Genomic DNA, 12,702 nt, shown 5'->3' with positions numbered 1-12,702 from the left:
AAACTATACTTTGCATCGTAGTGACCTCCTATTGTCATTGGGTAAGGGCTTTTATTGTTCTGACAAACGATATTATGCCTCCGAATCCCAGGCCTGACAATCTAGGAGGTCACTTCATATTATCTAACTTTTGAGCTTTGCACTCGCCTGCGGCTCGCCTTGCAAATCTCAAAAGTTGCCGCGATCAACACCGCAAGCCATGCACAGCCCGCATGGCTTGTGGTGTTGATCGTTTCACGGCCTGACCGACGCTTTCCCCACGGTGCTCCGCCACCCCTGTCCTTCGGTAGTCGAATCAGCCGACAATTTGAGCAATCAATGTTGTTGTTCGCACACGATGCATTCTCAAACACAAAATGCGTTTCGTTTCCCTTGCGCTGCTTTGATGCGCATGGGAAAGAGTGGCGTCAATTTGGATTTGAATGCGGTCGCCAATTTCTGCAATTTCTTTGAATATTGTCTCGAGTAAACCTGATTCAGACCACTCGTTGTCTAACCTGGCCATTTAGAACCACCTCTCTCTTCTGGCATATCATGTTGGATAGGGGGATAGTATCTACGACGGATTTTCAGATGCGTCCTAGTGTTCTCGCCCTTACATAGGGCTAAGACTGTCATTTAGCACTTGTCTAAAGCAGACAGACGCACAAAAAAGGGACCGATTATCGGTCCCCAATGTTTATCGCGTAATATGTACCTTTAGTTCTCGCGGCGTTTTGCGGTTAATCCCAAACCGCCAAAGAGCGCGATGATCGCCGCACCAGCTAACGCCAAACCAGACTGATTGGCATCACCCGCTTTAGGCAAGGCCTCAGCGCTACTTTGAGAAGTTGCAGCTTTTTTCACAGATGATTGAGTTGCAACAGGCTTTGTGACCGCTGACTTAGAAGTTGAGCTTGCTTTGTTCCCAAGTGTTTGAACAGGCGTGCTAGTGGTTTCTTTAGTCGGAGTCGAAGTAGTTGTCCCTTTAGCTGGGGTAGAAGCTGTGCCACCCTTGGCTGGAGTTGCGGTAGAACTGCTCTTTACTGGAGTCGAAGTTGTTGTCCCTTTGGCTGGAGTTTTGGTAGCACTGCTCTTTGCTGGGTTCGAAGTTGTTGTCCCTTTGACTGGAGTTTTGGTAGCACTGTTCTTTACTGGGGTCGAAGTTGTTGTCCCTTTGGCTGGAGCTTTGGTAGCACTGCTCTTTACTGGGGTCGAAGTTGTTGTCCCTTTGGCTGGAGCTTTGGTAGCACTGCTCTTTGCTGGGTTCGAAGTTGTTGTCCCTTTGGCTGGAGTTTTGGTAGCACTGCTCTTAGCCGAAGTCGAGTTGCCCTTAGCAGGAGTTTTCGCAGCGCTGCTCTTAGCCGGTTTTGTTCCGGTAGATGGCTTTGATTGAGTTGACGAAGAATTCTTCGTGTAAACCAACCCAGTAACCTGAGTCTTTGTCCCTGCGATCGCTTCAACAACACTTGAACTAGGCGTGTAACCAGGGACTACAGGTGCCTTAACGAAGTAGTGGGTTCCAGCTTTTGGAAGAGCGTACATACCCACAGCAGCATAATGAGCCGTTGTATCACCATAAATATAGTACCCCACGTAAACCCTAGTCGGACCAGCAGGCGCAAGTGTAGCTGCATGAACAGTTTGAACAGGGCTCACAGCCGACGCTGTTTCAACCCCCGCACCGAACAATGCAACAGCAGCGATTGAAGTGAACAGAGCCTTCTTAGTAGTAATTCTCATAATATCCACATCTTCCTTTCCCCAATACCCCATTTTATTTTCATCGTAGAACAGAGTGATTGTATCACTTTACTAATTCGGCTGCAATCGTATTCAATGCCTGCTTTGAGGACTTTTTCTAACACGATAATTTCATAAAATAAAAGGCGGCAACCGTTGAATTGTCGCCTTTGCTTTGGGGTATTTAGTGCCTTAAGCATTTCGCTTGCGATCAGACAAAAACACGCCTGCTGAAAGGCAGGCGTGCTTGAATCAATCTATTCTTAGCAGATCTTATTGCCGAGTTGTTCTTGGACTTCTTTGGTTACCACTTGCGGCTTGTTAACCATCACAGCACCATCTAAGATCCCGGTGTCATCGCGCAACACCAAGGAGCCAAGCTGGTGATCTAAGACCAAGCCGTGACCGAGATACATTTGTTCCAAATCCCCGGTGGTCAATGGTAAGTTGGCGTTATTGCTTAATGGGAAGGCGTACTCAGGATCGAGTTCATCAGCCACTACAATCTGGAACTTGTTGCCAATCGCACAGGTCCCGCCAAGCTGCGAATACTTACTTGAGCCATCGTCTAACGCCAAGAACAGGTGCTGATCTGCCGTGAACTTATTGTGCAGATAGTTCAGTGCAGCTTCTTTGATCGTAATTTCCATAAGCGGCCTCCTCATAAAGGTTGTACACAACTTTCTTTACTAACATTAGTATAGCAGAATCTTGTGGTTCCGTCAATTCTGCACTGCTTGCACAACTCATCCCCAGATGTTATCCACACACGTCTGCCCTTGACCCCTAAATCTGGTATCGAGCTGTGAGTTTGACACTAGATAGTCAGGTTGTAAAAATCAAGGGAATTATTTTTACCAAGGGCTTATCCACAGTTGTCAAGTGTTCGGATACGTTTTTTGAAAGCGGCGCAACCCTTGGGCGCCAAGGGTCAAACCCGCGTTCGTTGTCGGGGAATTATTTTTATCCACAGGTTGTGCACAGCTCGGTTCAAAACTTTCACACACCCGCTCAGCCCACTTATAAACAGTATCCACAGAGTTATCCACAGGGTGGCCGGCAAGTTGTGCCCCAAGACTATCCACACTTGACAAGTAAAAGCTGAACAAATTGTGGTTAACCCTCCTAATCGACCGTAATCAAAAAAACGCTGCTCCCCGATTTAGGAAACAGCGTCATGGATCAGTTGCTGGAAGCGCTGGACGAATTCAGCGAATCCGTGGTTTGCGTCAGCTTAAGGTTAGTCGTCTTCTTGGTGCCTTCGTGATAGTAAGTGACTTTGACCGTGTCGCCAACCGCGTGCTTGTACAAAGCTGTGCGCAAGTCAGCGATGCTGGTCACGTTGTCGCTGCCGATGCCGACAATGACATCATATTGGTCAAGCCCTGCCGCCTTGGCGATACTGCCTGAAGTGAAGCCGGCGATCACAACGCCTCCAGTCACACTTTCCGGCAGCTTCAAAATCGACTTCTGCTGGCTGGCAGTGACGCTGGACAAGTCGCGGATCTCAACACCTAATGCTGGGCGTACAACTTTGCCATTCTCAACTAACTGATTGATGATAGAAACCACTTCGTTAGACGGAATCGCAAAGCCCATGCCTTCGATCGTAGCGGTGCTGGAATCACCAGAGTTGCTGGACAGCTTCATCGAGTTGATCCCGATGACTTGCCCTGACAAGTTGATCAAAGGCCCACCAGAATTCCCGGAGTTGATCGCCGCATCGGTTTGAATAACCGTTTGTTGGCCAACCGTTTGGCCAGAGTCTTCATCGGTAACATCCACCGTCCGGCTGGTTGCCGAAACGATCCCTTGCGTGACAGAGCTGGCATATTGGGAACCCAGCGGCGAGCCGATGGCCAGCACCGTTTGGCCGGCTTGCAAGGCACTGGAATCGCCGAAGGAAGCCACGCTAGTCACCTTGTCTGCGGAAATGGACAACACGGCTAAATCAGTTGTTTGATCGGTACCGACTTTCTTGGCAGTGACCTTAGTGCCATCGCTTAAGATCACTTCCAGCGCATCAGAGTCTTCGACCACGTGGTTGTTGGTGACGATATAGGCCTTACCGTCTTTCTTCTGATAGATCACCCCAGAACCTTCGGAATATTCTTCCAAATCGCTGGAGCTGCCGGAGCCGGAATTCGAATTGGAATCAGAATTGTTCGAATCACTGGAACCTGAGCCAAAACCATCAGAGCCATCACCAGAGCCGAAAATATCATTCCATTCATCCAAGCCGCTGGAGGTACTCTTGGCATTCTGCAAGTTCACCACTGATACCACCGCGCCTTTAACCTTGGCTGCGGCAGTAGTGGCAGAACTGGTTTCTTTAACAGAGACGTTAGACACAGACGTGGTACCAGGCTTTTGCGCGGTACTAGTCACGCCTAAGCTGCTGCTGGCAGTATTCTTAAAGCCAAGATAGGCCGCACCACCACCGACGCCACCGCCGATGACCGCTGCTACCACAGCAACCAGCGCCGTTTGCTTCAACCCATTGCGCGGCTTCTTTGGCTGCTGGTTCTCCTCTTTGAAGTTGTGTGATTGATTATCCATGATCTAGCCCTCCTCGAGTACGATCCTTATTTACATTATCTATACTACCGAGTGGATTTGATGAAATTATGACTTTTGTTCGCAAAACTCCGGAACTCTGTCACCAACTTTGTGAACCAATTCCACAACCACCACCGAATGAATTTGGAAGCTTGTAGCGATAGAAGCCATGCAGCGGCAAGACTTCACAACACCATCGCTTCAGTACTTAGCCATAGTGTTAGATTCACCCTACTGCACTGGTCCATCATCGCACTGGGCAGTGATCACCTGCTCCAAGCTTACGGCAAAACTCGCATTAGCTTAGGCCTCTGACACACACTGCGAAGTGTCCGCTTGCTTTACCTCGGTTTCCTCACCGCCCTTTTCAGATCCTGATTCACACAACGTAGGACAGGTATTGCGTAGGCGCGCGGGGGTCGGCGAGACGGTCAGGCCGTGAAACGATCAGCAGCGCAAGACAAGCGTTCTTTGCTTGGCTCGCGTTGCTGATCGCGGCAAGTTTCAAGACCCGCGTTGAGCGCAGCGATGCGGGGCTTGAAACTTAGGCGGAAAACGCGCGTTTCTCCGCGCGGTTGCAGCCGGCCGCACCGCCTGCACCGTCTCGCCGACCCCCGCGCGCCGAAGCAATACCTGTCCGGCATCCCCGCTTGATACGCTGTGGTCTTCGTCGAGCTGCGTGGCGCAACGCGGCGTGATATAAGTCGTGACGCCGCCAAGGCAAAGAGCGCCTTTGCGTCATCCCGCCTTATATCCACCGCTAAATGCGCGCCACTCCGCTCTGGTATAAAAAAAGCCGGTATCGCTACCGACTTTATTATCCAAGCTTCCCGCTTGCTGTGTCAAACTTTATGCATCCTCAAACCGTAAACATCGGATCGGCGATGGCTGGATCGGTATCATAAATATCAAAATCCCGACCAACCCCTAGACCTTGCTCCCGCAACATATTTGCCACGGTGATATGGGCTAATTCCTTAACGTTATTATGTGGCGACAAATGCCCTAAGTATACCCGCTTGGTGCGCGTACCGATCACATCCAAAATGGCGTTGGCACCATCTTCATTCGACAAATGCCCTGTATCGCTCAAGATGCGCTGCTTCAGCGGCCACGGGTACGGGCCCATGCGCAGCATTTCCACATCGTGATTGCACTCCATCACATATGCATCGGCGTCTCTGATCGTGCCTTCCACCGCATCAGACACATAGCCGGTATCCGTCAAGATCGCAAACGCCTTATCATCATGATGAAACTGATAGAACTGCGCATTGGCCGCGTCATGCGACACCGCGAAGCTTTCAATATCCAGATCCCCCAGGCTCAAGGTCTGCCCTGGTTCGAACGTCTTCACCTGCGCCGCCGGCAAATTGCCGATGGTTTGTGGTAAAGCTTCCAGCGTTAACTGATTCGCATACAGCGTGATATTAGGATAGCGCCGCGTCAAAACGCCTACGCCTTTAGAATGGTCGGTGTGTTCATGGGTCAGAAACAAGCTGTCAACATCGTGCAAATCGCGCCCGATGCTTTGCATCAACGCTTGTAACTTCTTGCCGGAAAAGCCGGCGTCAACTAATACCTTGTGCTTAGGCGTTTCAATATAAGTGGCGTTGCCAGAACTCGAACTGGCCAACACACTGACTCGCATACCATAATCTTCTGTCACGATCGTTTCCTTCCTCGTTACTGCTTTAACACTCATTGCTGAGCGGCTAATCTGATCCGTCGCGCTCTTTGGCCACTGTTTTGGTGATGGCATTGAGTTTCTTGATCGTCACACTTTTGGCGCCTTGGCTCTTCACCCCGACGAACCAAGTTGGCACATACACGGTACTGCCTTTAGTGTCTAGCAGGTAATTATACGCTAATTCCAGCCACTGGACAGTAGCAGCGTTGGGGATCTCGTTGTCTTTATACAACGTGACCACTGCTTCTTGCGGCGAGATCAGCTCCACATTGCTTTTCAACACGGTCATATCGGCGATATACGTTTGGGTATAGCTGACCAGCTTGTCATTGACCACCGTGAAAGTCACCTGCGCGCGCCGGTCGTAAACCAAATGTCCCCCGACTTTCTGCGCAAACACGAAAGTGCCGCCGCTAGACAGCCCAGTCGCATAGTGATATTGCGCACCATATAGCACATGCGCCGCGTTGCTCATCCACCGGCGCAGTTGCGCCACGGCCTTCTCATGGTCTTCTGATAAGCGCAGCGGGCTGCGCAGCGTCGCATGCAAAGTCCCTGACGCATATGCCGTATCCAAGCCGCTTAGCGTGTTGCGGCCGGTTTGCAAGGCATTGTTGGCTTGCGAAGCCAAATAGCCGCCGGTGGGTTTTGTGCTGCTGAGTTTAGGCAGCTTGATTTGATCTTGCTTGATGTCTTGGACAATTTCGCTGGTGGTCGATTCGCTAACGGCTTGATCGACTTCTTGGCTTTGATAGAAGCTGATGCCTAAGAAGATGTCCACCGCCACGAACACGACCAAGAAGATCCATTCGATGCGTTTGAAATCCATGTGAATGACCTCCTTTTACTCTTGTTCGACGGCTTGGACGCTGGTTTGGGCCTGCTTGTCTTTATTCGGGCCCAGCCATTGCGTGTAGCGGCGATAAGTCCCGTTCATCTCAACAAAATACGTTGGCGTCAAATTCACCACTTGTGAATTCTCGTCTTGCGCCGCCCAATAATACCCCAGCTGCAGGTCCTGGATCGCCGTTTGTCGATAACCGAGGCTCGTCAAGTGATCCAACACCGCTTGCGTCGTCGGTAATGTCACCTTGGCGGCATCAGTAGGAATCGGCACCGTCAAGTTGTTGCTGGAAAATGAGAGCTGCTGGCCATTGCCGGTAGTCGCCACGGTGACGCGCCCATAGAAATTGCCGTTATAAATCGGCAACCCTTGGGCAAAAGAGCGATACGTCACCGTTTTGCTAGGGGCATCATAATGTTCATAACGCATGCTGGTTTGACCTTGCAGCGCCATTTGGCTTAACGCCGTATAGCTGCGGTCAAGATTGGTGGCCAAAGACTTGCTGGCATCAGTCAATGCCGCGTTATCAAACAACATTTGCTGCGTATCGGTGTCTAAGGTCAAGCGATAATCGGTCCCAGCGGTATATACCGTATCGGTGCCTAATTCGCGCGCATCAACATTGCTGGTGGCCGAAGCCGGCATCAACAAGCTGACGTAATGGTTGGCACTTTGTTGATCCAACAAGAACACATACGGCTGCACTTGCGGTGCTTGCGTATACGCCACCACTTGTTTGCCATTATCCAAGCGCTTATTAGTCACGGCAAAGCCGCTGGCTGCCGCTTCTTGGGTTTGTGCCTTAAGTTTGGCAATGCTGTGTTTGGTCAAAATGCCGGTGTGACTGTTCTTGGTGGCATCATTGACAAATATCAGCGACCCGGTGTGCTTGGCCAAATTGACGATGATCCGATTAAAGGTGAAATCTGCATTGGTCACTGACGCTTTCTTGGTAAAGAAACTTTTGTTGAAAGTCTGGTAAGCCATTTTGTCGGCGTACACCAACTGCAAGGTCTCATCGGAATTCAACAAAGCATTATATTCGCTGGTGGTTAATTTGCCACCGGCAGTCACCTTGCCTAAGCGCCATGATTTCATGGTGTCACGCAAGTTCAACGCCACATCTTGATCTGGGGTGAACAACTGGCGCAAGCTGCCTTTGCTTTGATAGAACGCCGCAGTTGGCGCCATCACCACGCCGCGGTGTTTCGTTGTCGAAGTCGCGGCTTTGTGCTGCACTGTGATGGCTTGTTCTTGGCGGCCTTGCCGCGAAGGATTCTGCCAAATCAGCCAGGTGAAAACCAGCGACAAGCCGACCATAATGATCAACAAGATCCGCAATACCCATCCGCTAAGCTTCATCCCAATCGTCTCCTTCCTCTAATGGCTCATAAGGCAAGGAAATGTAGAACGTGGAGCCTTTGCCTTCTTGTGAATCGACCCAAATGCGGCCGCCTAAAGCTTCCACAACTTCTTTGGAAATCGCCAAGCCTAAGCCAGTGCCGCCTTGTTGCCGGGAGCGGGCTTTGTCGACACGATAGAAGCGATCAAAGACCTTGTTGATGTCTTTGCGCGGAATGCCTAACCCTTGGTCGGTGATGGACAAGATCACATGATTATGCGTCTCCACCAGCCGGGCGGTGATCACGCCACCTTCTGGCGAGTATTTGATCGCGTTGTTCATGATGTTATCGATCACTTGCATGAACTTATCTTGATCAACTTCCACCCACAAATCGCGCCGCGTGATCTCACGGCGAATGGTGTAGCGTTTCTTGCGGCTGGACGGTAATGGCTGCACGCGGTTGTTGTCGCCGCCAGCCGCTTCGTTATCGGTTTTAAGCATCATATCGAAGCGGTCGAGAATGTAATTGAAGAACTCGTTTAAGTTGATGGTTTCCATTTCGATTTTGCTGGTACCGGAATCCATCCGTGACAAGCTCAATAAATCGTTGATCATGCGGATCATGCGATCAGTTTCTTCTTGCGTGACCTTCAGAAATTGCGGGGCGATTTCCGGATCTTGCCATGCGCCATCAGACAAGGCTTCGATGTATGAGCGCATCGAAGTCAGCGGCGTGCGCAATTCATGCGACACATTCGACACGAATTCGCGCCGTTCCCGTTCGTTCTTCTGCTGTTCGGTGACATCATGCAACACCGCCACCAAGCCGGAAATAAAGCCGGTTTCGCGCTGGATCAGCGAGAAGTCCACCCGCAAGATCAAATCATGGTCGGCTTTGTCAGAGAAATCCAACAGCAATTCTTCTTGGTTCTCCAACAAGTCGCGCAAGGTGTAATCTTTGACAATATTCAGCAGCCGCAGAATCGACATGCCGATCACATCTTCATTGCGGGTGTTCAACATGTCCAGCGCCGTTTCGTTAATGATGATCACATTGCCGCGCCGATCAGTGGCGATGACGCCATCGGTCATATGCGCCAGCACCGAATCCAGCCGCCTACGCTCGGCTTCACTGGCTTCTTGGGCTTCTTCAACGCGCACCGACAAGTTGTTGACAGCCACCGCCAGCTGGCCTAATTCATCTTGGCCATAAATGCGTACCTGCCCGGAATAGTCGCCGCGGGCCATACGAATGGCTTGTTTCTTCATTTCGTCGATTGGCCGCGTGATCGCCCGAGAAATCACAATGGCCAAAATCATCCCTAACATCCCGGCAAAAAGGCTGGCGATCAAGAAGATCTTGACGATTTTGTCGATATTGCCATACACCGACTCCATCGACGCCGAAATCACAATGGCGCCAATGACATTAGAGCCGTCACCGGTGGCGTTGGGATTCTTCAACGGAATGATCTTGCTGTAAGCCGGCCCGGAACTGCTGGACTGAAAGCCTTCAAAGATCTGACCGTTATACAGCACCGACTTAACGTTGCCAGAGCCGGATTTCTGCCCGACGCCGGATTGATCGTTGATATCGGAATTGGCGCGGATCGTCCCTTTGGCATCGACCACCTGCAGCTGCGCCGAGTTGGCGATTTCCGCTTGCGAAATGGTGGTTTTGATGTCGGCATTGGCATCACTGGTGTCGGTGCGCATTAAATCAGTTTCCAGTTTATTCTGAATATAGGTGTCAACATTCAAGCTGGACTTGAACTGCTCGACGTTCTGTTGTTCCAAGGAACGCACAAAATACGCGCCAATGAGCTCCACAGTTACCAACAGTAACAGGATAAACACTAGCGCGATCTTGAAGTGGATCGATTGGAAAAAGCGGATCTTCTTGTTCATGAAAGGCTCCTAAAGCGTACGCATCCAGCCGAATTATTCAGCGTCTGGATTGCGCAAATAATAACCGACTCCACGCCGCGTCACCAGCCATTCAGGATGTGACGGAGCGTCTTCGATTTTCTCGCGCAAGCGCCGCACCGTGACATCCACCGTGCGCACGTCACCGAAATAGTCATAACCCCACACCGTTTGCAGCAAGTGTTCGCGAGTCATCACTTGGCCCAAATGACGCGCCAAGTAATGCAGCAATTCGAATTCACGGTTGGTCAATTCGATTTTCTCGCCGCGCTTAGACACAGTGTAAGCATCTGGATGAATGGTTAAGTCGCCAACGGTGAGGTCTTTATTCTCATCGTCTGGTTCTTGGGCTTGCAAGTTGGCCGATTGCCGACGCAAATTGGCTTTGACTCGCGCCACTAATTCGCGATTGGAGAAGGGCTTGGTGACATAGTCATCAGCGCCCATTTCCAGGCCTAAAACTTTGTCGATTTCCGAGTCTTTGGCCGTTAACATGATGATTGGTGTGTCGCGTTCTTTGCGCACTTGACGGGCCACTTCCAAACCATCGATTTTCGGCAGCATGAGGTCCAACAAGATCAAATCAGGATTTTCTTCTTTAACTTTGGCCAGTGCTTCTTCACCGTCATAGGCGGTGACAACTTCATAGCCTTCTTTAGTGAGATTAAATTTTACGATATCAGAGATGGGTTTTTCGTCATCAACCACTAGGATCTTCTTTGCCATATTTGGCTCCCTCCTTGGCTTTCGCTACAGGTTGCCTCTATTATAACGGTTTATGCGCAGTTGAGCAAAAGCACCCCCGCTCCTGCTTGGCCTTGCTAGCACACCTGCGCTTGGCGGCGTACAATAAATACTGATACTAATTCCTTTATGATGCGGGCCGGGAACGGCGAGCGGGGGCAGCTGGGACTACGGCCAAATGGCGTGGAACGTGGTGGGCGGCGGACGAGCTAACTCGACAACTCCGCTGCGCTGCGCCTGTCGAGTGGATCTCGTCCACGCGCCTTCTTCTAGGCGCCTCCGCGCTTTGCGCTCCGTTGCCAAGAAGAACGACACCACTGACGCCATTTGGCCTCCGCCCCAGCTGCCCCCGCTCACCGTTTCCTTCTGAGTTTGTTTCAAGTTCTGGTGCACCGCAACTATACATTCGTCTGTGGGGGTTCTAGCCCACTACGCCTGTCTGACGCCAAACGAGTAGACTAGAACATAGTCTGTATAACCGTTGATTGCTATACGCTATAACCAAATCCCACCGTGAAGTCACCTTTTCTTTACAGTGGTTTCGGTCCATCAATCAAGTGTTGTCCAGCAAGATTCTATTCCATTACGACTATCGTAGGGCAAGGGTCGCGGAGCACCGTGGGGCAAGCGTCAGTCAGGGCGCGAAATAGTCAACACAGTGAGAATTTAGACGCGCCAGCGAACGAATGGCTAAATCCTTACGCGTCAACCACGCTCACTTAGCACGCTTGAAGCTAGCAACACTGTTTACATCGACGCCTCGTCCTACCCTACATGAAACGCAGTTGATTAGAACACAATCCGATTAACAGTTGACCGATATTCAAAATAACCTAAACCCCATTGTGAAGGAACCGGCACCTGGTGGTCGCATTGTGCGGAGGTCAGATGGCGTCAGGGGTGTCGTTGTTCTTAGCAACGGAGCGCAACGCGCGGAGGCGCTTAGAACAAGGCGCGCGGCAGAGATCCACTTTGCATACGGAGCGCAGCGGAGATGCAAAGTTAGCTCTGCCGCCGCCCACCCCGTTCCACGCCATCTGACCGGAGCACAATGTAGCCACCAGGTGCCGGTTCCGGCCACGGTGCGCAGCAACCCTTACCTGGCCACTACGCCTAAACACAAATCATTGTATAACACTGAATTCGTATCACCAAACTGGAGGTGTGCAACATGGAAATCAAGCTCAATCAAGTTACCCTTTTCTACACGCAACAAGGCCACGGCCAACCGCTGGTGTTGCTGCATGGCAACGGCGAAGATCACAGCATATTTAATGATCTGATCACGCTGCTAGCCAAAGACTACACCGTCTACGCCTTAGACGCGCGCGACCATGGCCAATCACAACACGACGTCCCGATTTCTTACCAACTCATGGCAGACGATGTCATGGCCTTTGCCAAGGCCTTGGATCTGCAAGGCCTGGCGCTGGTGGGCTTCTCCGACGGCGCGATTGTGGCCATGTTAGTGGCCAGCCAACAGCCGCAACTGGTGCACAAAGTCGTGCTGGCCGGCGGCAACATGACCCCAACTGGCGTCAAGCGCGTCAGCCGCGTGGCGATGCGCTTGGATTTCTGGCGCACCCGCGATCCGCGCTTGGCCATGATGTTGGATGAACCTCACATCACACCAGGCGACTTGCGCCGGATCTCGGCGCAAGCGTTTGTGCTGGCTGGTGAGAAAGACGTGATCCGCAAAAGTGAAACCATCGCCATCGCCAGTGCCATCCCCACCAGCATCTTGCGCATCGTGCCAGGCGCGACGCATAGCTCTTATGTGAAGGACAATCAACAGTTCTACCATTACACCCGCGCCTTCTTGGTGCCGTTCCGCTCTGAATAATTTTTGCATATTTTCCCAAAAAGCTTGAA

Annotated in this window: 10 protein-coding genes; 1 reads left to right on the top strand and 9 read right to left on the bottom strand. The window is 51.3% G+C overall.

The window, feature by feature from the left end:
* Positions 1-295: 295 nt before the first annotated feature.
* From ACGG90_RS11565 to yycF, 9 genes are all read right to left on the bottom strand, one after another.
* Positions 296-505 (bottom strand): hypothetical protein, encoded by a 210-nt coding sequence (locus ACGG90_RS11565; protein ID WP_390409572.1) that lies wholly within the window; start codon positions 503-505, stop codon positions 296-298.
* Between the two features lie 194 nt (positions 506-699).
* Positions 700-1,722 (bottom strand): LPXTG cell wall anchor domain-containing protein, encoded by a 1,023-nt coding sequence (locus ACGG90_RS11560; RefSeq protein ID WP_390409571.1) that lies wholly within the window; start codon positions 1,720-1,722, stop codon positions 700-702.
* A gap of 263 nt (positions 1,723-1,985) precedes the next feature.
* Complete coding sequence (locus ACGG90_RS11555) at positions 1,986-2,372, bottom strand: iron-sulfur cluster biosynthesis family protein (protein WP_390409570.1); 387 nt, start codon at positions 2,370-2,372, stop codon at positions 1,986-1,988.
* A 532-nt stretch (positions 2,373-2,904) separates the two neighbouring features.
* The gene (locus ACGG90_RS11550) at positions 2,905-4,281 is read right to left on the bottom strand and encodes a S1C family serine protease (RefSeq protein ID WP_390409569.1); all 1,377 of its coding nucleotides are present in this window, start codon (positions 4,279-4,281) and stop codon (positions 2,905-2,907) included.
* A gap of 859 nt (positions 4,282-5,140) precedes the next feature.
* On the bottom strand, positions 5,141-5,986 hold the full coding sequence (locus ACGG90_RS11545; protein WP_390409568.1) for an MBL fold metallo-hydrolase: 846 nt from the start codon (positions 5,984-5,986) through the stop codon (positions 5,141-5,143).
* A gap of 10 nt (positions 5,987-5,996) precedes the next feature.
* The gene (locus ACGG90_RS11540; RefSeq protein WP_390409567.1) at positions 5,997-6,800 is read right to left on the bottom strand and encodes a two-component system regulatory protein YycI; all 804 of its coding nucleotides are present in this window, start codon (positions 6,798-6,800) and stop codon (positions 5,997-5,999) included.
* Positions 6,801-6,815: 15 nt separating this feature from the next.
* On the bottom strand, positions 6,816-8,177 hold the full coding sequence (locus ACGG90_RS11535; RefSeq protein WP_390409566.1) for a YycH family regulatory protein: 1,362 nt from the start codon (positions 8,175-8,177) through the stop codon (positions 6,816-6,818).
* Positions 8,167-10,068 carry a cell wall metabolism sensor histidine kinase WalK gene (gene walK, locus ACGG90_RS11530; protein ID WP_390409565.1) on the bottom strand — a complete coding sequence of 634 codons (1,902 nt, stop codon included), beginning with the start codon at positions 10,066-10,068 and terminating at the stop codon, positions 8,167-8,169. The genes ACGG90_RS11535 and walK overlap by 11 nt, the downstream gene beginning before the upstream one ends.
* A 33-nt stretch (positions 10,069-10,101) precedes the next feature.
* A complete protein-coding gene (gene yycF / locus ACGG90_RS11525) occupies positions 10,102-10,812 on the bottom strand; it encodes a response regulator YycF (protein ID WP_390409564.1) in 711 nt (236 codons plus the stop codon).
* 1,189 nt (positions 10,813-12,001) lie between these two features.
* On the opposite strand from yycF, the gene ACGG90_RS11520 reads away from it, so the two are divergent.
* Entirely contained in the window at positions 12,002-12,673 is a 672-nt protein-coding gene (locus tag ACGG90_RS11520; protein ID WP_390409563.1) for an alpha/beta fold hydrolase, read from the top strand.
* Positions 12,674-12,702: the final 29 nt, after the last annotated feature.

It is taken from the genome of Lacticaseibacillus jixiensis, from assembly GCF_042847315.1.
In the GTDB taxonomy this organism is placed as follows: domain Bacteria; phylum Bacillota; class Bacilli; order Lactobacillales; family Lactobacillaceae; genus Lacticaseibacillus; species Lacticaseibacillus jixiensis.
Note: the sequence above shows the minus strand (reverse complement) of the source record. Positions and strands in the feature narration are given on the sequence as shown.

Bases quoted from the DNA above. Each gene is read 5' to 3' on its own strand.
- ACGG90_RS11540 (WP_390409567.1), bottom strand. From the start codon at position 6,800: ATGGATTTCAAACGCATCGAATGGATCTTCTTGGTCGTGTTCGTGGCG.
- ACGG90_RS11550 (WP_390409569.1), bottom strand. From the start codon at position 4,281: ATGGATAATCAATCACACAACTTCAAAGAGGAGAACCAGCAGCCAAAG.
- ACGG90_RS11560 (WP_390409571.1), bottom strand. From the start codon at position 1,722: ATGAGAATTACTACTAAGAAGGCTCTGTTCACTTCAATCGCTGCTGTT.
- ACGG90_RS11555 (WP_390409570.1), bottom strand. From the start codon at position 2,372: ATGGAAATTACGATCAAAGAAGCTGCACTGAACTATCTGCACAATAAG.
- ACGG90_RS11565 (WP_390409572.1), bottom strand. From the start codon at position 505: ATGGCCAGGTTAGACAACGAGTGGTCTGAATCAGGTTTACTCGAGACA.
- ACGG90_RS11535 (WP_390409566.1), bottom strand. From the start codon at position 8,177: ATGAAGCTTAGCGGATGGGTATTGCGGATCTTGTTGATCATTATGGTC.
- walK (WP_390409565.1), bottom strand. From the start codon at position 10,068: ATGAACAAGAAGATCCGCTTTTTCCAATCGATCCACTTCAAGATCGCG.
- ACGG90_RS11545 (WP_390409568.1), bottom strand. From the start codon at position 5,986: ATGAGTGTTAAAGCAGTAACGAGGAAGGAAACGATCGTGACAGAAGAT.
- ACGG90_RS11520 (WP_390409563.1), top strand. From the start codon at position 12,002: ATGGAAATCAAGCTCAATCAAGTTACCCTTTTCTACACGCAACAAGGC.
- yycF (WP_390409564.1), bottom strand. From the start codon at position 10,812: ATGGCAAAGAAGATCCTAGTGGTTGATGACGAAAAACCCATCTCTGAT.